The organism is Rhodoplanes azumiensis, from assembly GCF_042682915.1.
GTDB classification, from domain to species: domain Bacteria; phylum Pseudomonadota; class Alphaproteobacteria; order Rhizobiales; family Xanthobacteraceae; genus Rhodoplanes; species Rhodoplanes azumiensis.
Window position 1 is genome coordinate 1 of the sequence record NZ_JBHUIW010000036.1, and the last position, 25986, is coordinate 25986.

The window sequence follows — 25986 nt, forward strand, 5'->3', positions numbered from 1 at the left end:
GACCGCACCACCAAGCGCCCCGCCGTCGCCCGCCACATGAGCGTGACGGGCGGGTGACGCGCGGGCGAACGACCGACCCGTGCGCTATCGAAGGGTCGGCACCCGCAAGAGGATGTTCGAGCCGCCTGCCGGCGAGCCGGTCATCGGCGCGGGGCGTTCACCGGACCCGCGCCGCAGAGCGAGGGCACCGATCAGGACGAACCCGACGCCGAGCGTCACCTGGAGCGCCAGCGTCCAGCTCTCGACGTCGTCACCCGCTCGAACCGTGAGGACCGGGATCTTCCGGAAGGCTTGCACCACCGCGGCGCTGGTGTTGAACCAGAGCGCGACCAGGGCCGCGCAGACATAGACGAGACGCCATCCTCGTCGGAGTCGCGCCACATAGAGCGCGACCAGGGCCGCGGTCAGCAGAACGATCAAGGCGGCGCCGACCACGTGCCGGACACCCACCGCGTTCGCGGGATACAGAAATCCGCTGGCGCTGGTCGCGAACGTGGCTGCCAGGAAAACGAAGGTCAGACCAGGCATGCGACGGCCGAACGCCATCCCTGTCATCGCGACGATGCCCGAAAGCACTCCGGTGAGGCTGATCGCCACGTGTAGATAGGTAAAGGCTTCCATCGGCAGGCCGACGATCATGTCGCTTCTCCCGATCGTTCGACGGGTGTTGCTCGGGCCGCGCGTCCAGTCCTTCGCGAAGTCGTCGTGTACGGGCAGGATGTCACGACTAGGCGATACGGGCCGTGAAGGGTCAATACCGAAAAATACGGGTCGATGCCTTCGGTTCGCGTGTGATGCTTCGTTCTAGACTGCGGTATGACGTGCAGTGGGGCACAGGATCTCTGCGGCAGGGCGCGGCCGGCGGCAGGCTCGGTCGGTCGTCGAATCGACCCCTGTCGGCGCAACGATCGGTCCGCGGAGGCCCGCGCGGCCCGTCACCAGCGGACCGAGACGCGCGCCGCCGCCCAGCCCGCGACCGTGACGGCGCGGATCGCCAACGGATACCAGGCGGCGACGCGGAGCGGCGCGTCGTCCGGGCCGTGGCCGGCATGGAGGACGGCGCCGAGTCCGCCCTCTCCCTCGGCGCCGGCCCGGACGGCCCCTCGGGCTCCGCCTCGACGAGACCGGCGCACATGTGCTTCCGGCGCCGGGCGGCCATGCGGCGCATCGGGTTTCTACGGATTCGGGCGGGTCGCGCCGGAGCCCCTGCGCCGCGCTCGGCCCGTCGCTCGTAAATGCCTGCAGTCCCGCGGTATTCCACTCGGATCGCGGGCCGGCGCGAGGCCGGCCGGGCGGCGCCCGAAAACCGCCGCTCCATTGCCCTCATGCCACAATTGCGCTAAGCCGCCCGCTCGGGAAACTCGTGACTGGAGGGACGGATGGCCGATCATGCCGCCGTGGACTACGAGACTGCGTCGGGGAACGACCTGGCCCAGCACGAAGCGACCTATCGCGGGTTCGTGCAGCTCGTGAAGTGGGGCGTCGGCTCCACCGCCCTCGTTCTCGTCCTGATGGCCATTTTCCTGGTCTGACGACCGTTCCGGACGGCGGCGCAGGCGATCGCTCGCCGGCGCCCGTCCGGTCATGCCCTGCGCAGGAGACACCATGAAGATCGCGATTTGTGCCGAGGCGGACGCTGCCGAACCGCGGGTCGCCGGAACGCCGGAGACCGTGAAGAAGATGAAGGCGCTCGGCGCCGAGGTCGCGGTCGAGCCCGGCGCGGGCGTGAAGTCCGGCATCCTCGACGCCGACTATCAGGCGGCCGGCGCGACCGTGACGCGCGACGCCGCGCGCGACGCCGACATCGTCCTCAAGGTGCGTCGCCCGAACGAGATGGAGCTCACCGGCTACAAGAAGGGCGCCATCGTCGTCGCCATCATGGACCCGTATGGCCATCAGGCGGCGCTCGAGGCGCTGGCCCGCGCCGGCGTGATCGCCTTCGCGATGGAGCTGATGCCGCGCATCACCCGCGCCCAGGTGATGGACGTGCTCTCCAGCCAGGCGAACCTCGCCGGCTACCGCGCCGTGATCGACGCCGCGGCCGAGTACGGCCGCGCCTTCCCGATGATGATGACGCCGGCCGGCACGGTGCCGGCCGCCAAGTGCTTCATCATGGGCGTCGGCGTCGCCGGCCTGCAGGCGATCGCGACCGCGCGCCGGCTCGGCGCGATCGTGACGGCGACCGACGTGCGCCCGGCCGTGAAGGAGCAGGTGGCGAGCCTCGGGGCGAAGTTCATCGCCGTCGAGGACGAGGAGTTCAAGCAGGCCGAGACCGCCGGCGGCTACGCCAAGGAGATGTCCAAGGAGTACCAGGCGAAGCAGGCGGCCCTCGTCGCCGAGCACGTCAAGAAGCAGGACATCGTGATCACGACCGCGCTGATCCCGGGCCGTCCGGCGCCGCGCCTGATCACGGCCGAGATGGTCGCCTCGATGAAGCCCGGCTCGGTGATCGTCGATCTGGCGGTCGAGCGCGGCGGCAACGTCGAGGGCGCCAAGCCCGGCGAGGTCGTCGAGATCAACGGCGTCAAGATCGTCGGCCATCTCAACGTCGCCGGCCGGCTGGCCGCGTCGTCCTCGGCCCTCTACGCCAAGAACCTGCTCGCCTTCCTCGAGGTGCTGATCGACAAGAAGACCAAGGCGATCGCGCTGAACTGGGACGACGAGATCGTCAAGGCGACGGCGCTGACCAAGGACGGCGCGATCGTCCACCCGAACTTCGTGCCGAAGACGGCGGCCTGACCGCCCGGCCGCGGCCCGCATCGAGACAACGCGGCCTCTCCGCGCCGGACGAGGTCGCCCGCATTCCGAGGAGATATGCGATGGAGCATGTGGCAAGCGCGATCGACCCGTTCATCTTCCGGCTGTCGATCTTCGTGCTGGCGGTGTTCGTCGGCTACTACGTCGTGTGGTCGGTGACGCCGGCCCTGCACACGCCGCTGATGTCGGTGACCAACGCGATCTCGTCCGTGATCGTGGTCGGTGCGCTGCTCGCCGTCGGCGTCGCCCTGGTCGGCGACGACAACGGCCCGATCCTGGCGCGGGCGCTGGGCTTCGTCGCCCTGGTGTTCGCCTCGGTGAACATCTTCGGCGGCTTCCTGGTCACCCAGCGCATGCTGGCGATGTACACCAAGAAAAAGAAGTGAGCGGGACGGCAGCCGCTCGTCGTGACAGCAGGTCGATCCGGGCGAGGGGGGCCGGATCGCCGCAGCGGATTGTCCCGCCCCTCCTCGTCGGCCGCTCGCTCCGACCCGGATCGACGGCACGTCGCGCCGCGCAGCGCTGAATGAGGACGATGTGACATGAACGCCAATATCGCCGCGCTTCTGTATCTGGTCGCAGGAGTGCTGTTCATCCTGGCTCTGCGCGGGCTTTCCAGCCCCGAGTCGAGCCGGCGCGGCAACTTCTTCGGCATGACCGGCATGGTGATCGCGGTGGCGACGACGCTCGCCTCGCACGTCCCGGCCGGCCCCGGCGCCTGGGCCCTGGTGGCGCTCGGCATCGCGATCGGCGGCGGCATCGGCGCCGTCATCGCGCGGCGCGTGCCGATGACCATGATGCCGGAGCTGGTCGCCGCCTTCCACTCGCTGGTCGGCATGGCCGCCGTGCTGGTCGCCGCCGGCGCCCTCTACGCCCCGGCTGCCTTCGACATCGGCACGGTGGGCAACATCCACGGCGCCAGCCTGATCGAGATGTCGCTCGGCGTCGCCATCGGCGCCATCACGTTCACGGGCTCGGTCATCGCCTTCGCCAAGCTGTCGGGGCGGATGAGCGGTGCGCCGATCATGCTGCCCGGCCGCCACGTCATCAACATCGCGCTGTTCCTGGCGATCGTCGCCCTGATCGTGGTGTTCGCCCGCACCGAGAGCTACACGGCCTTCTGGGCACTGACGCTCGCCTCGTTCCTGTTCGGCATCCTGATCATCATCCCGATCGGCGGCGCCGACATGCCGGTCGTCATCTCGATGCTCAACTCCTATTCGGGGTGGGCGGCCGCCGGCATCGGCTTCACGCTCGGCAACTCGGCCCTGATCATCACCGGCGCGCTGGTCGGCTCCTCGGGCGCGATCCTGTCCTACATCATGTGCAAGGGCATGAACCGCTCGTTCATCTCGGTGATCCTGGGCGGCTTCGGCGGCGAGGTCGCGGGTCCGGCGGGCGGCGCCGAGGCGCGGCCCGTGAAGCTCGGCTCGGCCGACGACGCCGGCTTCATCATGAAGAACTCCGGCAAGGTGATCATCGTCCCGGGCTACGGCATGGCGGTGGCGCAGGCCCAGCACGCGCTGCGCGAGCTCGCCGACAAGCTGAAGGCCGAGGGCGTCGAGGTGAAGTACGCGATCCACCCGGTCGCCGGTCGCATGCCCGGCCACATGAACGTGCTGCTCGCCGAGGCGAACGTGCCCTACGACGAGGTGTTCGAGCTCGAGGACATCAACTCGGAGTTCTCGCAGGCCGACGTCGCCTTCGTGATCGGCGCCAACGACGTGACCAACCCGGCCGCCGAGGAGGATCCGTCCTCGCCGATCTACGGCATGCCGGTGCTGCAGGTGTGGAAGGCCGGCACCGTGATGTTCTCCAAGCGCTCGCTCGCCTCGGGCTACGCCGGCATCGACAACACGCTGTTCTATCGCGACAACACCATGATGCTGCTCGGCGACGCCAAGAAGATGACCGAGGAGATCGTGAAGGCGCTCGGGTGATTCGTCCCCGCGCCATCACGACCCGCGTGATCGCGACGACGTTCGAGGCACGGCCCCGCAAGGGCCGTGCCTTTTTCGATCGCGCGGTGCGTCTCTTGCGGTGTTCCCCGTCGCGCGCCGTGTCCCGCGGCGCCGTGGCGGTCGGCGCCGCGCTGGCCTGGGCCTCGCCGCTCGCGGCCTTCGAGGGGCCGGTCGCGACCTCCGCCGCCCCGCCGTCGATCACCTGCGCGGCGGGCGAGGTGGCCTCGGTCGTAACCGAGTTGTTCCTCGGCCGCGACGCCGGCGGCCGCCGTGTCGTGACCGAGGCGCGCTGGGCCGATTTCCTCGCGCGCGAGGTGACGCCGCGTTTTCCCGACGGGCTGACGGTCTACGACGCGCGCGGCCAATGGCGCGACGCGACGGGCCGGATCACCCGCGAGGCGACGAAGGTGCTGATGATCCTCGCGCTTGCGGTCGAGACGCCGGCCGGAACGGCTTCCAACGGCCAGAGTCGGGCGGACAAAATCGCCGCGATCGTCGACGCCTACAAGCGCCGCTTCCACCAAAAATCCGTGCTGGTGCTGACCCGCGCCGCCTGCGCCCGATTCTGAGCTGCGTGCGCGACATGCCCGGGCGTGCACACGCCGCGGTGCGGTGGTTCTATGATCGTGCCGCGTGCACGGCGAGGCTCCCTCTCCCCGGCGGGGAGAGGGCTGGGGTGAGGGGGAGCCGGCGCCGATGGGTCCATCGTGAGGTGAGCACCCCCTCACCCGGATCTCGCGCTGTCGCGCGAGATCCGACCTCTCCCCGCTGGGGAGAGGTGAAACAAGGGTTGCCGACCCCGCGCTCGAGCAAGCAAAAAAAGGCGCGGGCCGGAGCCCGCGCCTTGCTTCGATCGATGGTCTGAACCGCGGGTGTCGGTCGTCCGGCGCCCGCCGTGATCAGATCAGTCCCAGGCCCTTGAGCACCGAGAGCATCACGGCGGCGGCCGCGACCGAGCCGATCTGGCCGCCGCAGTTGGCGCCCATCGCATGCATCAGGAGGAAGTTCTTCTTGTTGTAGCGCTGGCCCTGCGCCTGCACGACGCGGGCCGCCATCGGAAAGGCCGAGATGCCGGCGGCGCCGATCAGCGGGTTCATGCGGCCGCCCGACAGCACGTACCAGAGCTTGCCGAACCCGACCCCGACGATGGTGTCGAGGCAGATCGCCACGAAGCCGAGCGCGAAGATGGCGAGCGTCGTCGGCTTCAGGAAGTCCTCCGCCGCCATCGTGGCGCCGATGGCGAGGCCGAGGAACAGGGTCGCGATGTTGGCGATCTCGTTCTCGGACGCCTTGGTGAGGCGGGTGACGGCGCCGCACTCGCGCATGAAGTTGCCGAGCATGATCGAGGCCATCAGGGGCAGGCCCTTCGGCGCGATCAGGCCGGTGACCACCGTCACGACGATCGGGAACAGGAGCTTGGTGTTCGCCGACACGCTGCGCTTCACCACCGGCATGGTCGTCGTGCGCTCATTCTCGGTGGTCAGCGCCTTCATGATCGGCGGCTGGATGATCGGCACCAGCGCCATGTAGGAGTAGGCGGCGACCGAGATCGGGCCGAGCAGCTGCGGCGCGTATTGCGAGGCGACGTAGATGGCGGTCGGTCCGTCACAGGCGCCGATGACGGCGATCGACACCGCCTCGAGATGCGGGAAGCCGAGCGCCAGCGCGAGCAGCAGCGTGAGGAAGATGCCGCACTGGCCGGCGGCGCCGAACAGCAGGATCTTGGGGTTCTCCAGCAGCGGGCCGAAATCCGTCATGGCGCCGATGCCGATGAAGATCAGCAACGGGAACAGCTCGTTGGCGATGCCCATGTTGTAGATGCTGCGGATGAAGCCGGTGTCGTCCTTGGCCATCGCCTTGAGGGCGTCGGGCGCCGCCGGCCCCATGGCGTCGAGCACCTGCTTGGCACCGATGTCGATGCCCTGGTGCATCAGCTCGCTGCCCGGGATGTTGACCAGGAGACAGCCGAATCCGATCGGCACCAGCAGCAGCGGCTCGACGTCCTTCTTGACGCCGAGGAAGATCAGCGTGCCGCCGATCGCCAGCATCACCATCTGCTTGAGGCCGCCGAGCGTGACCAGCGCCTGGACGCCGTCGGTCAGGCCCAGCAGGCCTTCGAGAATGCCTTCGAGCATGTCTGTCCCCGTTCAGCCGCGGTTGGCCTTGCTTCCGTCCTCGGCCGAGAGCGGAAAGATCTTCTTCAGGAGCTGGATCGACCAGATCAGGATCGACAGGGTGAGGAAGGTTCCTCCTATGCCCACGACCATCATGGTCAGTCCGAAGGTCAGTTTGTCCATGCTGCATGTCCCGTGATCGTGGTGACCCGTCACGTCGCGGCGCCACGGACGGGCTCGTCGCAACGTGCCCTTGTCCGAACGGCCCGCAACCGATAGGCCGCGAGTCGGGTGATGATACGCAGCCGAACCCTCGGCAGAAACAGTGAAAACCCCATGTCCGCATCGCTTTCGGCGCGCTTGGCTGCCTTTCTCGAAATGCATCACGTGATGTCTCTCGCCACCGTGGGGGCGGCCGGCCCGCACGCCGCGAGCCTGTTCTACGCGTGTGACGGGCCGGCCTTGGTGTGGGTCTCGGAGGAGGGGGCCCGCCACTCCCGCGATCTGGCGGCGAACCCGGCGGTCGCCGTCACGGTGGCGCCCGACACGGCCGATTTCGCTGCGGTGCGGGGGGTGCAGATGCACGGCCGCGCCGTGCGGGTTTCGGATCCCGACGAGGCGGCGCGGCTGCGCGGCCTGCTCGCCGCCCGCTACCCGTTCCTGCAGCGCCTCGACGCGCTGCCCGAAAGGTTGCGCGCGGCCGTCGCGCGCGTCGCCGTCTACCGGTTCGATCCCGACGAGGCGGTGCTGATCGACAACGCCAAGGGCTTCGGCCACAAGGAGACGCTGGTGCTGCGGCGCGACGAGTAGGGGCGCGGACGGCGTCCGGAGACGCGCCGAACCCGAATCGCCCTCGTTCCGGGGCGCCGCGCGGCGGCGAGCCCGGAATCCCGCCGAAATGGAGGCGCTCGCCGCCCGGATTCCGGGTTCGCGCCTTCGAGGCACTCCGGAATGACCGGATGTGGGAGACCGTGTGGCGAGGACACGACGGCCCCCGTGCGGCCTGCAGACGGCGGCCGATCCGCGCCGTCACTCCGCGGCGCGGCGGGCGGCCAGCTTGGTGAACTTCTTGGTGATGAAGTGCCGCTTCAGCCGCGAGATGTGGTCGATGAACAGGACGCCGTTCAGGTGGTCGATCTCGTGCTGGATGCAGGTGGCGAACAGGCCGTCCGCCGTCTCCTCGTGCGTCGCGCCGTCGAGGTCCAGCCAGCGGACCCGCACCCGCTCGGGGCGCTCGACGTCCTCGTGCACGTCCGGGATCGACAGGCATCCCTCCTCGTAGACGTTCATTTCCGCGGAGGTCCAGACGATCTCCGGGTTGATGAAGACCCGCGGCCGCTTCTCCTCGGTCTTGTGGGCGAGATCCATGGTGACGACCCGCTTCGGCACGGCGACCTGGATGGCCGCGAGCCCGATGCCGGGGGCGTCGTACATGGTGTCGAACATGTCGGCGACGAGCGTGCGGATCTCGTCGTCGATCGCCGTCACGGGCTCGGAGACCAGCCGGAGCTGCTTGTCGGGGAGGAGGATGATGTCGCGGATCGCCATGGCGGGCATGTAAGGCGAGACGCGAAACGCGTCAATTCCGGGCTGCTACGACCGGGACGGGAGGGGCTTTGGCCGGTTGCCCGTGGCGTCTTGAGGCAGGGCCTCACCGGTCACCTCTCCCCGCGCGCGGGGAGAGGTCGACGCGCGAAGCGCGGCGGGTGAGGGGGCGCTTCCGCGCAGCAGAGACTCGCGGCGACGCCCCCTCACCCGGAGGCCGCGCCTGCCGGCGCGCCCTCCGACCTCTCCCCGCCAGCGGGGAGAGGTCAAGGGGCCGCCCGCAAAATCGCCCGATCGCAGCCGCACCTTGTGCCGAATCCACCCGTCACTCATACCGGGACCATGAGCACCAGCCCGACCACGCCCGCCGTTCCCACCGCGGCCGCCTCCGACGGGGCCGTCCCGGCGCCCGCCCGGCCCTCGCTCGCCGAGACCTTCGCGGTCTATCTGCGGCCGCGGGTGCTGATCGTGATGTTCCTGGGGTTCTCCTCGGGGCTGCCGCTCGCCCTCTCCGGCTCGACCCTGCTGGTGTGGATGCGCGAGACCGGGGTCGATCTCGGCACCATCGGCCTGTTCGCCCTGGTCGGCACCCCCTACACGCTGAAATTCGCCTGGGCGCCGATCGTCGACGCCCTCGACGTGCCGATCCTGTCCCGCCTCCTCGGCCGGCGGCGCGGCTGGCTGGTGACGACCCAGCTCCTGCTGATCGCCGCCATCGTGTTCCTCGGCCTGTGCGACCCGGCCAAGACGCCGTGGCTGGTCGCCTTCGGGGCGCTGCTGGTCGCCGCCGCCTCGGCCACCCAGGACATCGTCATCGACGCCTTCCGGGTCGAGAGCCTGCCCGAGAACGAGCAGGCCGCCGGCATGGCCTCCTACGTCGCGGCCTACCGGATCGGCATGCTGGCTTCGACGGCCGGCGCCCTGTTCATGGTCTCCGGCTTCGAGGCGGCGGGCTTCGGCAAGGCCGACGCCTGGATGTGGGGCTATCTGGCGATGGGCGCCCTGGTGGTGATCGGCATTCTCACCACGCTCGCCGCCACCGAGCCGGCCGCGTCCGAGCGCGCCGCGCACGATCCGGCCCACCGCATCGAGAACCCGGCCCGGCGCGTGATGGTGGCCGCGGTCGGCGCCTTCTCCGAGTTCCTCACCCGCGACAACGCGATCCTGATCCTCGCCTTCGTCGTCTTCTTCAAGTTCTGCGACGCTTTCGCGGGCGCCATGACGGCGCCCTTCGTCATCGATCTCGGTTTCTCGCGCAACGACTACGCCGCGATCGTCAAGGGCGTCGGGCTCGCCGCCACGCTGATCGGCGGCTTCGCCGGCGGCTTCTTGGCACGCGCCTACCCCTTGGTGACGGCGCTGTGGATCGGGGCGCTCTTGCAGAGCCTCTCCAACCTCGTCTTCGCCTGGCAGGCCGTGGTCGGGGTGAACCTCTGGGCCCTGACGGTGTCGATCATCGTCGAGAACTTCACCGGCGCCATCGGCACCGTGGTGTTCGTCGCCTACCTGTCGGCGCTGTGCAACAGCCCGCTCCATACCGCGACGCAATATGCGCTCTTGACCGCGCTCGCCGCCATCGGCCGCACCTATCTGTCCTCGGGCGCCGGCTTCGTCGCCGAGGCGACCGGCTGGGTGACGTTCTTCCTGTCGAGCGCCGTCGCGGCGATCCCGAGCTTCGTCCTGCTCGTCTGGCTGCAGCGCAGCGGGCACTTCAAAGCCCTCGCAAACGCCGCCGCCGCCAAGCGCTCGGCGCAGAACACCTAGGCGTCCGGGGCTGTTCCGCCCCGCTTCGCAAGCCGGAACACTCGTGTTCTATCGTGAGCGGCCCCGGCCACGCCCGGGGCGGCCGTCGACATGCGCCGCGGGCGCACGGACACGAACCAAACGGTCACGACGGCAAGTCGGACCAGCAAAACGGGGGAGATGCCTTCATGAAGCAGGTCGACGTCGCCGTCATCGGCACCGGCTGGATCGGCGGCATGCGGGCCGAGACGCTGTCGCGCTCGGCCCTGGTGGACCGGTTGCACATCTGCGAGATCCGGCCGGACCGGCTCGCCGAGATGAAACAGATCACCAAGGCGGCGACCGCGACGCTCGACTATCGGGACATCGTGAACAACGAGCGGATCGCGATCGTCTATGTCTGCACGGCGCCGGAGCCGACGCATTTTCCGATCGCCCGCGACTGCCTGAAGGCCGGCAAGCACGTGCTGCTGGAGAAGCCGATCGCGCTGGACTTCTGGGAGGCGGACGAGCTGATCACGCTCGCCGAGCGCAACGGCGTCAAGTTCACGATCGGCTACTCGCAGCGCTTCAACTCGAAGATCGCCTACGCCAAGAAGCAGATCCGCGAGGGCAAGCTGGGCGACATCGTCTCCGTGATGGTCAGCCGCCATCTGTCGCGCAGCCTCGGCAAGAAGATCGCCGGTCGCACCAAGCTGTCGCCGGCCGCCATGGAGTCGACCCACGACCTCGACTTCGTGTTCTGGATGCTGGAGCCGGCCAAGCCGGTGCGCGTCTACTCGCAGGGCGCCTACGGCGTGATGAAGCCGCTCAACGGCTCCTACGACTGCATGTGGAACACCGTCACGATGGACAACGGCGCCGTCGTGGTGATCGGCGGCGGCTGGAACCTGCCGCCCGGCTATCCGAACTACTCGTCGACCTGGATCGAGATCACCGGAACCGAGGGGGCGCTGATCCTCGACGGCACCTATCGGGACAACTGGCTCAACACGGTCGAGGGCGGCACCCGCTACCCGCTGTCGACCATGCCGGGCGAGCAGGTCGACCACATGTATGCGGGCCAGCTCGGGCCGGAGACCATCCACTTCCTCGAATGCTGCCTGCTCGACCGCCCCGTGATGGTGCAGCCCGCGCATGCCCGCATGGTGATGGAGACCTATACGGCCGCCGACCTCTCGGCCGAGCGCAACGAGCCGGTCGACATGCCGCTCAACAACGAGGCCTTGGCCCGCATCGCCGAGTGGGACCGGCGGCGGTAGAGCCGCCGTCGTCCCGGGGCGCCGCGCCCGGGATCCACCCCCTGTCTGCCGTGAGCGACTGCCGCCGGGCGGATGGTTCCCGGGCTCGCGGACCTATCGGTCCGCGCCCCGGACCGCTCTACCGCGGCATGTCGTGGGTCTGCTCGCGGCCGGCACGGGCGCCGACGCCGGTCGGCAGCGTCTCGCTGGTCAGTGCGAAGGTCCACTCGACGCGCGGGGCGCGGCGGGCGTGGCCGTGGATGACGAGCTGCACGGTGCGGCGCGGGCCGGTACGGCCGCCGAGATACACGCTCTCCTCGATCTCGACCCGGTCCTCGTGCGCCAGGAACGCCCAGACGTCCCGGTTGGGCAGCGTGAGCATCACGCCGTGACCGTCGTCGACGCGCGCCACCCGGATGGTCGGGTGCAGATGGAAGCGCACCGCGAACTCGTCCGGCAGCTTGGCCGGCAGCGCCTCGCCGCGGGCCGGCAGGAAGATGTCCTCGCCCTCGAGCCGTCGGCCGTCGGCCGACAGCGTGACGGTGCGCTGATGGATGACGCCGAACTTGTCGGCGTAGCCGTCGTGGCTGACCCGCACCTGCTCGGCGTGATCGTCGGCGTCGCGGGTCGCGGCGATGCGGCTCGGCCCGCCCGCGATCAGCGTGCCGAAGACGCGGCGCATCAGCCGCGTGTCGTAGAAGTCGCAGGACGACGTCTGATTGAACGTGACGGTTGAATGCGCCGCGGTGGCGCGCGCGAGGTGCCGCCAGTTGCCTTTGCCGGCCGCCGGCAGGCCGCAGTTCACCACGATGCGCTGTCGGCGCGACGACAATTCGAACGACAGGCAGCCGGCATGCGCATCGGCCGACACGGCGAGCGGCGGCGGCGCGCCGGTGTCCATCAGCACGACGGTGTCGCGTGCCTCGATGCGCTGGTAGCCGGAGTGGATCGCATTGGCGACCGGGCGGCCGCGCGCGTCGTCATAGGCCAGGATGGTGGCGAGCAGATCCTGGGCGGTCGGCCCCATCCCGTTGAACAGCGCGAAGGTGTTGTCCGAGTGCCGGAAGAACCGCAGCATTGGCATCATCCGGTCGACCGCGTTGAGGAGCGCCGGCGGCGGCGCGACGTTGCGCGACGTGAACGCCTGGGCGAGCGGCAGCAGATCGGCCAGCAGCTCGATCAGGGCGCCGGGATTGCGGCTGACATGGCCGCCGTCGGCGAGGATCTGGCGGTCGAGCTCGGCCGAGAGGCGCCTGGTCGCCCGTTTGAGGTGCCGGGTCTGCCCGGTCATGCACAGCGCCGCGTAGGTGAGCGCGATCGCGGCCTGCAGGCGCGGCACGCCGTCCTGGGCGTCGCCGGCGGTCCAGCGCAGGAACCGCACCTGGCGGGCGAGGCTGCGGATGAAGCGACGATAGAAGCGCACGTCGGCGTCGGCGAGGATCAGGCTCGCCTGGGTCAGCCAGGAGACGATTCGACGCGACACGATCTCGGGCCGCCAGGCGACGCGGTTCCAGCCGCCCTGCAGGGCGATCCACTCCTCGACCAGGGCGCGGGCGTTGGCGCGGGCGGCGGCCGTCTCGGCGGCCCGCAGGTGGCGCAACCAGCCGAAGCCGAGCAGCGCGGCGGCCCAGTCGGGCGTCGGCGGCTCCATCTCGAAGGGCGAGCGGCCGTCACAGACGACGATCTTGCCGGCGAGCGCGAAGCGTCCCGAATAGATCTCGCTCGCCCGCGTCGGGTCGGCGGTGCGCAGCGACTGCGGCGCGATGGCGATGCGCTCGTTGCGGCCGCGCAGCCGGAACAGGTCGAGCAGACGCGACGCCGCGAGCCGCCCCGCCACATGGGAGAGGCCGCGCCGCATCGCATACCAGATCAGTCTGCCACGATCCGCGAACGATACGCGGGACATCACCCCGAGCCCTTCTCACGCGCGACGCAGTGCGCGTGGCGGCCCACCATAACGAAGCAAGGCACGAGGGCAACACTCGCCGGCCGGGCGTCCCCGGGCCGTGCAGTGCTGCTCCGTCCGGCCGTCTTAGGCCGGCTCACCGGCGGACCAGACGGGCCGCGAAGAAGCCGTCCAGCCCGCCCATGCGGGGCTCCGCGTCCGGCCAGTAGGCCGGCAAGGTGCGCAAGTCGCCGGCCGCCGTCACGAGCCCGTCGAGGCCGGGCAGCTCGTCGGCCGCGATCGGCATGCGCGCGACGCGCGGATCGCGGTCGATCAGTGCCGCGATCTGCTGCTCGCCCTCCTCCGGCTCCAGCGAGCAGGTGCAGTAGACGAGCGTGCCGCCCTCGCGCAGCAGGCCGACGGCGCGGTCGAGCAGCGCCGCCTGCAGGCCGGCGAGCGAGACGAGATCGGCTTCGGTCTTGCGCCAGGGGATGTCGGGATGGCGACGCACCGTGCCGGTCGACGAGCACGGCGCGTCGAGCAGCACCGCATCGAACGGCCCCGCCGGGACGGTCGTGACGTCGAGCCCGGTGACGTCGGCCACGACGGCGTCGGCCGTCAGGCCGGTGCGGGCGAGATTCTCCTTCAGCCGCGCGAGACGCGGCTCCGAGCGGTCGACGGCCGTGACCTTGGCGCCGGCGGCGGCGAGCTGCAGGGTCTTGCCGCCCGGCGCGGCGCACAGATCGGCGACCTTGAGCCCGTCGACCAGCCCGAGGAGACGGGCCGGCAGCGCCGCGGCGGCGTCCTGAACCCACCAGTCGCCTTCGGCATAGCCGGGCATGCCGGACACCGGCCCGTGCGGCACCAGCCGGACCGAGCCGGTCGGCAGCAGTTTTCCACGCAATCGCGTGGCCCAGCCCTCGGCATCGCTCTTCACCGTGAGGTCGAGGGCGGGCTCGCTCGCATGCGCGGCGGCGATCGCCCGGGCCGCATCGACGCCGTAGCTGCGGCTCCAGCGCTCCAGCAGCCAGCCGGGCGTGTCGAGCGCGACCGGATCGCGGTCGGCCATCAGCTCGGCGCCGCTGCGGGCGATCCGGCGCAGCACCGCGTTGACGAGCCCGGCATAGCGGGCGCAGCGCCGGTCGGCCTGGACGAGCCGCACCGAGAGGTCGACGGCGGCGTGGTCCGGGATGTCGAGAATGTGGATCTGGGCGGCGCCGACCAGCAGCGCGCTCTCCAGCCGCGCCGCGTCGGCCGGCAGGCCGCGGTCGAGGCAGCTCGTCACCAGATGGCGCAGCGTGCCGAGCCGGCGCAGCGTCGTCCCGACGATCCGGCGCACCAGCGCGCGGTCGCGGTCCGACAAGAGGCCGAGCCCCTGGTTGGCGGTGGCGCCGTCGAGCTGCTCGTCGAGGGACCGGCCGCGGTGCAGCACGCCCTCGACGATCTCGGCCGCCACCCGTCGGGCGGCGAAGCCGGGCGCCTGCGACGGCGGAGAGAAGGCGGGACGCGGCATGGCGACGAGGCTCCGTCCGGGACGACGATTGCGTGATTGCGTGCGAGACGCGCAACGGGTCTCCCGGAAACGCGAAACAGAACACGCCGGTTCGAGGACCGGCGTGCGCCTATTAGCAGATTAGGGTCTGGCGATGGCAGCCCGTCGACGGTCGACGGGCCGCATCCGGTACGATGCTATGGCGGGACCGATCATCCCCACGGGCCGCGACGCGGACCGCCGCCGCTCCACGGGCCTGCCGCCGGGCGGACGCCGACCGGGCGCGACGGACGCGCACCGCCCGGGGCCGCACCCGCCAAACCGCCGCCGGCGCCGCCGCCCATCTCGGCGGCGAGCCGCTGCAGGGCGGCGATGCGATTCTCGGTCGCCGGGTGGGTGGTGAACAGGTTGTCCATCCGGGCGCCCGACAGCGGGTTGATGATGAACATGTGGGCGACGGCCGGATTGCGCTCGGCCGCCTCGTTCGGGATCTGGTGGGCGGCGTTGTCGATCTTGGCGAGCGCCGAGGCGAGCCAGATCGGACGACCGCAGATCTGGGCGCCCATGCGGTCGGCCGCGTATTCGCGCGTCCGGCTGATCGCCATCTGCACCAGCATGGCGGCGATCGGCGCCAGGATCACCATCGCCAGCGTGCCGACGATGCCCAGCCCGCCGCCGTTGTTCTCGCGATGGCCGCCGCCGAAGAACATGCCGAACTGCGCCAGCATCGAGATCGCGCCCGCGATCGTCGCCGTGATCGTCATGATCAGCGTGTCGTGGTTCTTCACGTGCGCCAGCTCGTGCGCCATCACGCCGGCGATCTCCTCGCGCGACAGCATGTTGAGGAGGCCCGTGGTCGCCGCGACGGCGGCGTTCTGCGGGTTGCGGCCGGTCGCGAAGGCGTTGGGCTGGGGGTCGTCGACGATGTAGACGCGCGGCATCGGCAGGCCGGCGCGGCCGGCCAGCTCCTGCACCATCGCGTAGAACTCGGGCGCCGTGCGGGCGTCGACCTCCTGGGCGCCGGTCATCGACAGCACCATCCGGTCGGCGTTCCAGTAGCTGAACAGGTTCATGCCGGCCGCCACCAGGAACGCGATGGTCGCACCGGCCTGGCCGCCGATCAGATAACCGACGCCCATGAACAGGGCGGTGAGCCCCGCCAGCAGGATCGCGGTCTTGAGATAGTTCATCGTCGTCCTCGTCGCGGGCCGCCCCTTCCGGGCGGCCGTGTCGGCGGCCTGGCGGTCATGCCGGCGGCCGTGTCGCCCGTCGATATGGGAGGGGGCCGGACCCCCGACAAGCATACCGTGCAGGCCGGGCGCCGCGGCCGAGCGTCGCGCTTTTCCGCATCCGGCGCCGCACCTCTGCAGGGTTGACGGCGGCGACCGGCCGGCGTTTCTGGACGCATGACCGACGAGCACGTCCCGATCCCCGCCGCGATCCCGAGCGCTGCCGGCCCGAAAGCCGCCGGCCCGGCCGCGGCCGTCCCCACCGAGGCTGCGCCGAAGCTCCTCACCCCGGCCGCCCAGCGGGCGCTCGCCGAGGCGGCGGCACGGCGCGCCGAGATCGACCAGCGCACCGCGGGTCGGCCGAAGGAATATCGCGGCCGCGGCGGGCTCGAGCCCGACCGCTACGGCGACTGGGAGGTCAAAGGCATCGCCAGCGATTTCTGACCGGGGAGGGCGGCCGACGTTCCGCCCCGCATTGCCGGCTTCGCCGCGAATCGCTACCCTGAGACTGTGATCCGAGGATCCGGAAGATATTCCCTGCGACCACGTTCGCGCACCGACTCGCTGGTGGTGAGCGTGCTGGTGGCGCTGGCCGTCGTCGGCCTCGCCGCCCTCAAGTCGTGGTGGGACGGGACGCCGGCCGGGCGTGATCGGGCGCCGCCGCCGCATGCCGACCTGCGCGGCGCGCCGGCCCGGATCCCGGTCGACGTCACCTACGTGGTCGACGGCGACACGTTCGACGGCCGCCTTCATGCCGGGCCGGGCCGGATCGTCGCCGGCCGGATCCGGCTGCGCGGCGTCGACGCGCCGGAGCTGCACGGGCAGTGCGAGGCCGAGATCGCCAAGGCGCAAGAGGCGAAGGCGGTGCTGCGTCGGCTGCTCGCCGAGGGCGAGGTGGTCCTCTCGGCGCCCGGCGAGGACAAGTACGGCCGCGTGCTGGCCGATGTCGCCACCCGCCGGACCGCCAACGTCGCCGCCGCCCTGATCGCGGCCGGCGTGGCCCGCCCCTATGGCGGCGGCCACCGCTCCGGCTGGTGCGGCCGGGGGTGACACGGTCGCGACTCACGTGATGAAGCATCACGGTTTTTTATTTGCCTGGCAGACGCTTCCCTCCCGTTGTCGCATCCGTGCGCACCGTGCGGCCGACGCAGTGACAACGGCAGCCTGACAATTTTCAGCCGCCATCTGTCCAAGATTCTTGTCGTTTGTTGTTGCGCTGCCACTACGAAACACGAACGGAACGCAATCGGGCGTTGGTGCCCGCCGCTCAGCTTTTCATTGTTAGCAAACTCTGAATAACTACCAGAGCACCCCCGAACGACCTCGATATCGCTGCCGCTTCGTTATCACCATCTGCCATTTGCATGAGGGGGGAGAACCCATGCGCCGAACGACTGGCTTACTTTTCGCGACCGCCGCCGCGGCGGCGCTGTCGGTGACCGCGGCCTCGGCGGCCGACCTGCCCGCCGCCTACAAGGCGCCCGTGGTGGTCGATCAGCCCTGGACGGGCGGCTGGCAGGTGCGCGCGCGCGCCCTCGCCGTGCTGCCGAAGGACAGCGTCGACCTCAACGTCGCGGCCCTCGGCGCCGCCGGCAACCTGCCGGACACCGGCTCGGTGAGCACCACGGTGATCCCGGAGATCGACATCAGCTACTACTTCACGCCGAACATCGCGGCGGAGCTGATTCTCGGCGTCACGCCGCATAAGGTCCGGGGCGAGGGCCGGCTCGCCGGGCTCGACATCGGCGAGACCTGGCTGCTGCCGCCGACCCTGACGCTGCAGTATCACTTCACCAATTTCGGGGCGTTCCAGCCCTACATCGGCGCCGGCGTGAACTACACGGTGTTCTTCAACACGTCCGGCGCCAACACCACCACGCTGGTGCCGCTCGGCGTGCCGGTCGCCGTCACCTCGCTGAGCCTGAAGAACAGCTGGGCGCCGGCCGTCCAGATCGGCTTCGACTACATGCTCAACAAGAACGTCGGCCTCAACTTCGACGTCAAGTATCTGTGGCTGAGCTCCGACGTCACCGCGACCCTGAACAACGCGCTGGCCGTGACCGGCAAGGCCAATCTCGACCCGCTGCTGATCGGCGGCGGCGTGACCTATCGGTTCTGATCAACAGGGGGATGTCATGAAGACGATTCTTCTCTCGACCTGTGCCGCCCTGTCGGTCCTGTGCGCCGGCGCCGCAGTCGCGGCCGACCTGCCGGTCAAGGCTCCGCCTCCCGTCGTCCCCGCCAAGGCCCCGTGGACCGGCTGCGGCATCGGCTTCAATGTCGGCGGCGGCTGGGGTGACACCTGGTGGTCGAACCCGACCCCGGCGCTCGCCGGATCGTACTCGGTGTCCGGCGCGGTGGCGGGCGGACAGCTCTACTGCGACTACCAGACCGGTCCGTTCGTGATCGGCCTCGAGGCCAGCTACGACTGGACCAATCTCGACGGCAACTACGCCAACGCCGCCGGCTATCTGCGGCAGACCACCGTCAACTCGCTCGGCGGCGCCGGCGGCCGCGTCGGCCTCGTGGTCGACAAGTCGCTGATCTTCGTCCGGGCGCAGGCCGTGTGGGCCGACGTCGATCACACCCAGACGCTGACCGGGTTCGCCGCCCAGACGATCTCGGAGACGCGCTTCGGCTGGGGGATCGGCGCCGGCCTCGAATACATGATCGCGCCGGTCCTGACGGCCCGCATCGAGTACAACTACAACGACTTCGGCACGCAGAACTATTCCTACGCGGCGCAGCCCGCCGTCACCTATGGCGAGGAGCTTCGGCTGCACGTCTTGAAGCTCGGGGTGAACTACAAGTTCTGGTGAGCAACCCCCTCGCGACCCTTCACCAGCGACGTCCCCGACTTCGGAGGCCCCGGCTCGCCGGGGCCTCTTCTCGTCTCGCCGTTCGTCTTGTCGACTTGCGCTTCGTCTCGCGCGCTTCGTCTCGCGCCATGTGTCGCCCGACGCCCCCGTGCCGGCGCCCTCGAGCGGCGCAACAGCACGTCGGGCGCTGTGCGGCGCCCGACACGTCCGACCGACCTGATGGAGGGCGACGCGATCTCAGCGCGTCACCACCACGGGGGTGCCGACGCTGACGCGGCCGTAGAGGTCCGTCACGTCCTCGTTGAACATGCGGATGCAGCCGTAGGAGACGTAGCCGCCGATCGAGCGCGGCACGTTGGTGCCGTGGATGGCGTACTCGCCGCCCGACAGCGTCAGCGCCGCGGCGCCCATCGGGTTCTGCGGCGTGCCGCCCTTGATCACGTTCGGCAGGCCCGGCTTGTCGCGCTTGACCTCGGCCGGCGGCGCCCAGTCGGGCTTCACGTATTTGCCGGTGATGCTGGAGACGCCGCTCCACTGCTTGCCGGCCTTGCCGACGCCGACCGGATAGCGCAGCGCCGTGCCGTCGCCGAGCACCAGATAGAGCCGACGCTCCCGGGTCTTCACCACGATGGTGCCGGCCTGGTAGCCGGCGTCCCTGAAGACGACCTGCTCGCGCGCCGAGGCCGCCTGCGGCGCCGCGACCGCGGCGATGCCGACCGCGACCGCGACGGCGGTCAATCCTGATCCGATCCGTGCCATGTGTCCCCCTGCCTTGCTCGTGCTCGGCGCCGGTGTCGACGGCGCCCTGGTCGTCGACGGCACCCACACCGTGGCCCGTCGTCCACGGATGAGACGACGCCAGCATTTGATATTCGGTGAGTTCCGGGCAACCCCTTCGAAGCGTTCGTGATCGAAGTAAACGGCAAGTGCAGCAGATGGGTCACAGTCCGGGCTTTGCAGAGAAGAGTCAGAAGGGCTGCGCGGTGGCTGAGAAGCTGAGGCCAGCAGATCACGACCTCGTGAACGACCGTCACGTTTGGTTCGCAGTCGCCGTTTCGCGAGTCCAATTCGTCAGTTGACGTTATTTATCCCCAACCCTGGGTCAACACGGGTCCGGGTCCGGGATTCCCGATTACGAAAAGACGTGATTCAATAGGATTATCGATTCATGCTTGTGATTAAAAGTGCGCATGCGTGGATCATAGACGGCTGTATGCGAGGCAAAGATGAGCCAGGATTTAAGCGTTTCGGCCGTAAAGGACAAGATTTGCAGCGGCGATTTCCGGGGCGTTGAGAAGTACCTACTCGACGGCGGGAATCCGAATGCAGTTGATGAGTTTGGACAGTCGTTACTCACAACCGCCATCCTTCAGCAGAACTTAGAAATAATCAAGTTCCTGAAGGAGCGCGGGGCGCGAACAGATATAAAAGATAATACAGGCCTAACTCCTGAGCACTACATCCTACTCATTGCCAACCGGAGTATATCAACTCTGTTCGATCCAAAGGATTGATCGTTAGGGTCGGGCCGGCGAGCGTGTGGCCGGCAACCCAAGACCTCGTGCTGTGTCGCGCCCATTGATATCGTCGACGCTCTCGATCTTGCTTGGAATTTCCGTTAGCGACAACAATAAATTATGAATTTCTAAGTCCACCCCGCCCGCGTATCCCTGAAGATCTTCAAGCTCGCTGCGCCTTTCTGTTGGCTCCTTATCCAGAGCCAACAACAACTTTCTGCTTATTCTGCTACGCGCTTTTTTCGCCTCAATGCAGATTGAGCGATGGACGCTTGAGTGTTGAGCGTGACCTGACCTCGACCAATAGAGTTGGAGGATCGTAATAAACAATCCGCATCCAGCCGCCGCTATAGAAGCCCCCCGGCTCAGATACGGAACATCTAGAAATCCGCCATTTGCTGCGGATAAACTTGAAAATAATATGGTTCCAGCAGCGAGCGCTGTAACCGTAACGCTTACTCTTTTATAAATGCGGTAACTTTTCTGAAGTTGATCAGAAGATGCTGAATAATAATTCAATATATTCGCATCTATTCTACGAATATCATCTTCAAGGCAATCAATTTCATGTTCTTTAGTCATTTCAATTTGGTCTGCCTCGCGCATTCACAGGTGACAACGGGCTTTCCCGGGCCGGGAACCATAACAGGAATGCACGCATCTCCATGAACTGGGCATGGCCCGACGCACTTAAGCATCTCTTTAGTCGAATAATATGATCGGTAGGCAGTTCTTCTCTTTCCTCCGGGCACCCACTTGACCGCAATGACGGGTAGGAGGCGGAGGCTGCAGTGAGTATTTTTAAGGTCCGCCCAGTAATCCAGAGAAAGATACCTCTCCTCTGCGCACCCAATACCAGTTAAATATCGAACGATCTCTTGTCCATCTTCAGCAAAGAACAAAACATGGTATCGTCTTGATTTATAGCCAACCAATACAACATTTTGAAACGTATCGGCCCGCGCCTTCCATTGATCAATACGCACTTCAATGGGCATAAGGCCCTCCGGAATCGGTAAAGAATAACATGATAATACAAATCGACACTACCGACAAGGGGGGCGTGAAGATTTGCAACCCCTCTTGTCGGTGGATTGTTATGAGCGAGCTAATGATTACTCTTTTGGTCGAACTTCTAGAACCCGCGGGTTTTACGCCGCGCCGCGCTGCGAGGCCTGGCGGTTGTTGACGAGGTCGTCGACCACGGTCGGGTCGGCGAGCGTCGAGGTGTCGCCGAGATTGCCGAACTCGTTCTCGGCGATCTTGCGCAGGATGCGGCGCATGATCTTGCCGGAGCGGGTCTTCGGCAGGCCGGGCGCGAACTGGATCACGTCGGGCGAGGCGATCGGCCCGATCTCCTTGCGCACCCAGGCGACCAGCTCGGCCCGCAGCTCCTCGGACGGCTGCTGGCCGCTCATCAGGGTGACGTAGGCGTAGATGCCCTGGCCCTTGATGTCGTGCGGATAGCCGACCACGGCGGCCTCGGAGACCTTCGGGTGGGCGACCAGGGCCGACTCGACCTCGGCGGTGCCGAGCCGGTGGCCGGCGACGTTGATCACGTCGTCGACCCGGCCCGTGATCCAGTAGTAGCCGTCCTCGTCGCGGCGGCAGCCGTCGCCCGTGAAGTAGCGGCCCACGTAAGTCGAGAAGTAGGTCTGCACGAAGCGCTCGTGGTCGCCGTAGACGGTGCGCATCTGGCCCGGCCAGGAGTCGGCGATGCAGAGGCTCCCTTCGCACGGCCCCTCGAGCGGGTTGCCGGCCGGGTCGACGATCTGCGGCACGACGCCGAAGAACGGCCGGGTCGCCGAGCCGGGCTTCAGCTTGGTGGCGCCGGGCAGCGGCGTGATCAGGATGCCGCCGGTCTCGGTCTGCCACCAGGTGTCGACGATCGGGCAGCGGTCGTCGCCGACGACGCGGTGATACCACTCCCACGCCTCCGGATTGATCGGCTCGCCGACCGAGCCGAGCAGCCGCAGGCTCTCGCGCGAGGTCTTCTTCACCGGCGCGTCGCCGGCCTGCATCAGGGCGCGGATCGCGGTCGGCGCCGTGTAGAAGATGTTGACCTTGTGCTTGTCGATCACCTCCCAGAAACGGGAGTTCGACGGATAGTTCGGCACGCCCTCGAACATCAGGGTCGTCGCGCCGTTGGCGAGCGGGCCGTAGACGATGTAGCTGTGGCCCGTCACCCAGCCGACGTCGGCCGTGCACCAGTAGATGTCGCCGTCGTGATAGTCGAAGACGTACTGGTGGGTGATCGAGGTGTAGACCAGATAGCCGCCGGTCGTGTGCAGCACGCCCTTCGGCCGGCCGGTCGAGCCCGACGTGTAGAGGATGAACAGCGGATCCTCGGCGCCCATCTCCTCGCACGGGCAGTCGGCCGAGACCGTCTTGGCGATCTCGTCGTAATAGACGTCACGGCCGGCCTGCATGGGCACGGCGGCGTTGGTGCGGCGGACCACCACGATGGTGTCGACGCCGCCGGCTCGCGTCGCGGCCGCGTCGGCATTGGCCTTCAGCGGCACCTTGCGGCCACCGCGCAGGCCCTCGTCCGCCGTGATCACGACCGACGACTTGGCGTCCTCGATGCGGCCGGCGAGACTGTCGGGCGAGAAGCCGCCGAACACGACCGAGTGGACGGCGCCGATGCGGGCGCAGGCCAGCATCGCCACGGCCGCCTCGGGGATCATCGGCAGATAGATGGTGACGCGGTCGCCCTTCTTGACGCCGCGCGCCTTCAGCACGTTGGCGAAGCGCGAGACTTCGGCGTGCAGCTCCTTGTAGGTGATCTTGCGATCGTCCTTCGGATCGTCCCCTTCCCAGATGATCGCGACCTGGTCGCCGCGCGTCGAAAGATGCCGGTCGATGCAGTTGTGAGCGACGTTGGTGGTGCCGTCCTCGAACCATTTGATCGAGACGTTGTGCGGGTCGTAGGAGGTGTTCTTGACCTTGGTGAAGGGCTTGAACCAGTCGATGCGGCGCGCCTGCTCGCCCCAGAATCCGTCCGGATCCGTCACCGAGCGGTGATACATCGCCTGATACGTCTCGTCGTTGAGGAAGGCCCGGTTCGCCCACTCGCTCGGAACGTCGTACACCTTGACCGTCATCTGCTGCTCCCTCCGCGGCGGCAATTGATGTCGGGATCGCCCCGGCCGCGCCGTCCGTTTCCTCGTTGCTCAATCAATAGGACGTGTGGGGGCGCCGCCACAAGACGGGCCGTCCTCACACTTTGGTCGACACGCCGGCCGCCGCGCTCCCGCGCCGCCGCGAAAACACGGCCGCTTTCCCGGCCACGCGACGGCTCCCGCGGACGATCCTGGTCCGGGGCGGGACAAGAGGACGCAGCCGGGATCTGCGTCCCGTCGACAGGCGTCGGCGCGAAGCGTCTCGCAAACGTTCCGTCCTGGCAATCGCTTGTTTGGTCAGCTGCGCCGTCGGTACGCGAGCTGAAATGGCGCGTTCCGACAATTCGGTGTTGCAACGCAGCACGACGACGGCCTTCGATCGCGCCTGATCACGTCGTTCTCACGCCCTCGTGAGACGGCCGCGCCTGTGTGAGCGCCCTCACATCGAACGCGCCGCCGCAGCCGCCATCGTGCCGGTCACACGAACCATGGGCGTCCGGTCGGACCCGACCGCCGGAGCAGCACCGGGTCTGCCGGCCGGCCTTCGGTCCCGCCGGTGTGCCCAACCGGGGAGAGAGCGATGCAACGAGGTGCGGTCATGTCCTGTCGGTCGGTTCTGTTCGCGGGCGCCGTCGCGCTCCTGTCCTGCACGGCGCTGGGCAGCGCGCTCGCCGAGAGCCGGGTCGCGCTGGTGATCGGCAACGGCGCCTACACGGCGGTGCCGGCGCTGGACAATCCGGCGAACGACTCCAAGGCGATGGCCGAGCTTCTGCGGGCCGCCGACTTCGAGGTGGTCACGGCGCGCGACCTCGGCCAGGCCGAGATGCGCCGGGCGATCGGCGACTTCGCCCGCACGGTCCGCGGCAAGGGCGCGGACACCGTGGCGCTGGTCTACTACGCCGGCCACGGCCTGCAGGTCGACGGCGACAACTACCTGGTTCCGGTCGACGCCCAGATCCGCCAGGAGTCCGACGTGCCGTTCGAGACGGTGCGGCTCGCCGACCTGATGAACGCGCTCGCCGCCGCGCCGGTGAAGACCCGCATCGTGATGCTCGACGCCTGCCGCAACAACCCGTTCGCGGCGGCCGGAAAGAGCGGCGGCCGCGGGCTCGCCATCGTCGACGCGCCGAACGGCACCATCGTGTCCTACGCCACCGCGCCGGGCTCGGAGGCCGAGGACGGCGAGGGCCGGAACAGCCCCTACACGGCGGCCTTCCTGAAGGTCGCCAAGGAGCCCGGCCTGCCGATCGAGCAGGCGTTCAAGCGGGTGCGCTACGCCGTCCACCAGGAGACCGACGGTCGCCAGACGCCGTGGGAGAGCTCGTCGCTCACCGGTGACTTCGCCTTCTTCAAAGGCGCGGCCGAGACCACCGGCGTCGCCGGCGCGGCTTCCGGGCCGGCCGGGGGCACCGGCCCGGCGAGCGCGACGAGCGCGGCGGGCGGGACGCAGGTCGCCTCGCTCGGCGGCGGACCGGTGACCCGCTCGGCCGACGCCTGGCGCGACACGCTGCAGCAGAAGTCGGCCCGCGAGGCCTACGAGATCGTCATCCGCGAGGACCAGCTCGAGGCCTACCAGGCCTATCTCGACCTGTTCCCGGCCGAGACCCTCGCCCCGCGCGTGCGCAGCCTGCTCGATCGCCGGCAGGAGCTGACCGCCTGGCACGAGGCCGCCACCCTCAACACGGCGGCCGGCTACCGGGCCTTCCTGGCCGAGTTCCCGGGCAGCGACTACGCGAAGACGGCGCAGCGGCTGATCGAGCGCACCGGCCGCACGGCCGGCGCCGAGGCGCGCGAGCGCAGCTGCGGCACCCAGACGATCCGGCGCCGCACCGACCTTTCGGGCCCGACCCGCCATGCGCTCGCCGACCCCGGCCCGGTCGTCCTCCCGGCGATCGCCCCGGTGGTTTCGGCGCCAGCGATCCTCGACCGCCCCGTCGGCGACCGTCCGTTCGCCGGCCGGCCGCCGTTCGGCCACGGCCCGCTCCCGCCGCTCGGCGGCAAGCCCCATGACGGCAAGCCGGGCGACGGGAAGCTCCCCGTGGTCGGCACGCCCGGCGGCGACAAGCCCGTGATCGACAAGCCGGGCCCGATCGTCGGCAAGCCGATCGTCCGCCCGATCGTGACGAAACCGGTGATCACCAAGCCGATCGTCGCCAAGCCGATCATCACGAAGCCGATCATGGCCCGACCCGTGATGGCGAAGCCCGTGATGGTCCAACGGCCCATGACGGCGCGCCCGATGGGCGGCGGCTTCGGCGGCGGCACGAAGATCGGTGGCGGCGGCATGCGGTTCGGCGGCGGCAGCTTCGGCCGGATGCGCTGATCCGCGCCGGGTGACGGACGACAGAGGAACGGCCGGGCGCGCCCCGGCCGTTCGTTTCACGTCCCGACCTGTCATCGTCATGCTCCGCGACCGCAAGGGCGTTGCAGAATGCGTCGTCCCGGGGCGCGGACGGAAGGGCCGCGGGCCGGGATCCAGACGGCCGGCGACCGTGGCGCACGACGGACCGGGGTCATCGGTCCCGGTCTCGGGCTCGGTCTCGGGTCTTGGGCTCGGGTCT

25 protein-coding genes are annotated in these 25986 nt (G+C 68.8%); 14 read left to right on the forward strand and 11 right to left on the reverse strand.

What is annotated here, in order from left to right; translation table 11 throughout:
• Positions 1–84 precede the first annotated feature (84 nt).
• Both ACFSOX_RS21825 and ACFSOX_RS21830 read right to left on the reverse strand, forming a co-directional pair.
• Positions 85–639, reverse strand: a complete 555-nt coding sequence (locus ACFSOX_RS21825) for a hypothetical protein (RefSeq protein WP_378479938.1) — start codon at positions 637–639, stop codon at positions 85–87.
• Between the two features lie 296 nt (positions 640–935).
• Positions 936–1133, reverse strand: coding sequence for an NrsF family protein (locus ACFSOX_RS21830; protein WP_378479939.1), 198 nt, complete (start codon positions 1131–1133; stop codon positions 936–938).
• A gap of 246 nt (positions 1134–1379) precedes the next feature.
• Here ACFSOX_RS21830 and ACFSOX_RS21835 point away from each other — a divergent pair, with 246 nt between their 5' ends.
• The 5 genes from ACFSOX_RS21835 to ACFSOX_RS21855 all read left to right on the forward strand — a co-directional run bounded on the left by ACFSOX_RS21835 (position 1380) and on the right by ACFSOX_RS21855 (position 5287).
• A complete protein-coding gene (locus ACFSOX_RS21835) occupies positions 1380–1532 on the forward strand; it encodes an aa3-type cytochrome c oxidase subunit IV (RefSeq protein ID WP_378479940.1) in 153 nt (50 codons plus the stop codon).
• Between the two features lie 73 nt (positions 1533–1605).
• Positions 1606–2739, forward strand: a complete 1134-nt coding sequence (locus ACFSOX_RS21840) for a Re/Si-specific NAD(P)(+) transhydrogenase subunit alpha (protein WP_378479941.1) — start codon at positions 1606–1608, stop codon at positions 2737–2739.
• Positions 2740–2819: 80 nt separating this feature from the next.
• Entirely contained in the window at positions 2820–3143 is a 324-nt protein-coding gene (locus tag ACFSOX_RS21845; RefSeq protein ID WP_378479942.1) for a proton-translocating transhydrogenase family protein, read from the forward strand.
• Between the two features lie 156 nt (positions 3144–3299).
• On the forward strand, positions 3300–4697 hold the full coding sequence (locus ACFSOX_RS21850; RefSeq protein ID WP_378479943.1) for an NAD(P)(+) transhydrogenase (Re/Si-specific) subunit beta: 1398 nt from the start codon (positions 3300–3302) through the stop codon (positions 4695–4697).
• A 26-nt stretch (positions 4698–4723) separates the two neighbouring features.
• A complete protein-coding gene (locus tag ACFSOX_RS21855; RefSeq protein ID WP_378479944.1) occupies positions 4724–5287 on the forward strand; it encodes a DUF3574 domain-containing protein in 564 nt (187 codons plus the stop codon).
• Between the two features lie 330 nt (positions 5288–5617).
• Here the strand turns inward: ACFSOX_RS21855 and ACFSOX_RS21860 are convergent, their stop codons facing one another.
• Together ACFSOX_RS21860 and ACFSOX_RS21865 are read right to left on the reverse strand one after the other, a co-directional pair.
• Complete coding sequence (locus ACFSOX_RS21860; RefSeq protein WP_378479945.1) at positions 5618–6853, reverse strand: sodium ion-translocating decarboxylase subunit beta; 1236 nt, start codon at positions 6851–6853, stop codon at positions 5618–5620.
• A 12-nt stretch (positions 6854–6865) separates the two neighbouring features.
• Entirely contained in the window at positions 6866–7015 is a 150-nt protein-coding gene (locus ACFSOX_RS21865; protein ID WP_378479946.1) for an OadG-related small transporter subunit, read from the reverse strand.
• Positions 7016–7168: 153 nt separating this feature from the next.
• On the opposite strand from ACFSOX_RS21865, the gene ACFSOX_RS21870 reads away from it, so the two are divergent.
• Positions 7169–7642 carry a pyridoxamine 5'-phosphate oxidase family protein gene (locus ACFSOX_RS21870; protein WP_378479947.1) on the forward strand — a complete coding sequence of 158 codons (474 nt, stop codon included), beginning with the start codon at positions 7169–7171 and terminating at the stop codon, positions 7640–7642.
• Positions 7643–7861: 219 nt separating this feature from the next.
• Here the strand turns inward: ACFSOX_RS21870 and def are convergent, their stop codons facing one another.
• The gene (gene def, locus ACFSOX_RS21875) at positions 7862–8380 is read right to left on the reverse strand and encodes a peptide deformylase (RefSeq protein WP_378479948.1); all 519 of its coding nucleotides are present in this window, start codon (positions 8378–8380) and stop codon (positions 7862–7864) included.
• Between the two features lie 339 nt (positions 8381–8719).
• Between def and ACFSOX_RS21880 the strand changes: the two genes are divergently transcribed.
• Both ACFSOX_RS21880 and ACFSOX_RS21885 read left to right on the forward strand, forming a co-directional pair.
• Positions 8720–10141 carry an AmpG family muropeptide MFS transporter gene (locus tag ACFSOX_RS21880; RefSeq protein ID WP_378479949.1) on the forward strand — a complete coding sequence of 474 codons (1422 nt, stop codon included), beginning with the start codon at positions 8720–8722 and terminating at the stop codon, positions 10139–10141.
• Positions 10142–10308: 167 nt separating this feature from the next.
• Positions 10309–11382 (forward strand): Gfo/Idh/MocA family protein, encoded by a 1074-nt coding sequence (locus ACFSOX_RS21885; protein WP_378479950.1) that lies wholly within the window; start codon positions 10309–10311, stop codon positions 11380–11382.
• A gap of 118 nt (positions 11383–11500) precedes the next feature.
• Here the strand turns inward: ACFSOX_RS21885 and ACFSOX_RS21890 are convergent, their stop codons facing one another.
• From ACFSOX_RS21890 to htpX, 3 genes are all read right to left on the reverse strand, one after another.
• Positions 11501–13267, reverse strand: coding sequence for a heparinase II/III family protein (locus ACFSOX_RS21890; protein WP_378479951.1), 1767 nt, complete (start codon positions 13265–13267; stop codon positions 11501–11503).
• 136 nt (positions 13268–13403) lie between these two features.
• Positions 13404–14759, reverse strand: a complete 1356-nt coding sequence (locus tag ACFSOX_RS21895) for an RsmB/NOP family class I SAM-dependent RNA methyltransferase (RefSeq protein WP_378479952.1) — start codon at positions 14757–14759, stop codon at positions 13404–13406.
• A gap of 191 nt (positions 14760–14950) precedes the next feature.
• Positions 14951–15928, reverse strand: coding sequence for a zinc metalloprotease HtpX (gene htpX / locus ACFSOX_RS21900; RefSeq protein WP_378479953.1), 978 nt, complete (start codon positions 15926–15928; stop codon positions 14951–14953).
• Between the two features lie 216 nt (positions 15929–16144).
• On the opposite strand from htpX, the gene ACFSOX_RS21905 reads away from it, so the two are divergent.
• From ACFSOX_RS21905 to ACFSOX_RS21920, 4 genes are all read left to right on the forward strand, one after another.
• On the forward strand, positions 16145–16411 hold the full coding sequence (locus ACFSOX_RS21905) for a DUF1674 domain-containing protein (protein ID WP_378479954.1): 267 nt from the start codon (positions 16145–16147) through the stop codon (positions 16409–16411).
• Positions 16412–16534: 123 nt separating this feature from the next.
• The gene (locus ACFSOX_RS21910; RefSeq protein WP_378479955.1) at positions 16535–17017 is read left to right on the forward strand and encodes a thermonuclease family protein; all 483 of its coding nucleotides are present in this window, start codon (positions 16535–16537) and stop codon (positions 17015–17017) included.
• A gap of 331 nt (positions 17018–17348) precedes the next feature.
• Complete coding sequence (locus ACFSOX_RS21915; protein WP_378479956.1) at positions 17349–18086, forward strand: OmpW/AlkL family protein; 738 nt, start codon at positions 17349–17351, stop codon at positions 18084–18086.
• Positions 18087–18102: 16 nt separating this feature from the next.
• On the forward strand, positions 18103–18786 hold the full coding sequence (locus ACFSOX_RS21920) for an outer membrane protein (protein WP_378479957.1): 684 nt from the start codon (positions 18103–18105) through the stop codon (positions 18784–18786).
• A gap of 237 nt (positions 18787–19023) precedes the next feature.
• Here ACFSOX_RS21920 and ACFSOX_RS21925 read toward each other — a convergent pair whose 3' ends face one another.
• Positions 19024–19545, reverse strand: a complete 522-nt coding sequence (locus tag ACFSOX_RS21925) for a L,D-transpeptidase (protein WP_378479958.1) — start codon at positions 19543–19545, stop codon at positions 19024–19026.
• A 467-nt stretch (positions 19546–20012) separates the two neighbouring features.
• Here ACFSOX_RS21925 and ACFSOX_RS21930 point away from each other — a divergent pair, with 467 nt between their 5' ends.
• Entirely contained in the window at positions 20013–20300 is a 288-nt protein-coding gene (locus ACFSOX_RS21930) for an ankyrin repeat domain-containing protein (RefSeq protein ID WP_378479959.1), read from the forward strand.
• A gap of 3 nt (positions 20301–20303) precedes the next feature.
• Here the strand turns inward: ACFSOX_RS21930 and ACFSOX_RS21935 are convergent, their stop codons facing one another.
• Complete coding sequence (locus tag ACFSOX_RS21935; protein WP_378479960.1) at positions 20304–20909, reverse strand: hypothetical protein; 606 nt, start codon at positions 20907–20909, stop codon at positions 20304–20306.
• Between the two features lie 545 nt (positions 20910–21454).
• Complete coding sequence (acs, locus tag ACFSOX_RS21940) at positions 21455–23407, reverse strand: acetate--CoA ligase (RefSeq protein ID WP_378479961.1); 1953 nt, start codon at positions 23405–23407, stop codon at positions 21455–21457.
• Positions 23408–24023: 616 nt separating this feature from the next.
• On the opposite strand from acs, the gene ACFSOX_RS21945 reads away from it, so the two are divergent.
• Positions 24024–25748, forward strand: coding sequence for a caspase family protein (locus tag ACFSOX_RS21945; RefSeq protein WP_378479962.1), 1725 nt, complete (start codon positions 24024–24026; stop codon positions 25746–25748).
• Positions 25749–25986: the final 238 nt, after the last annotated feature.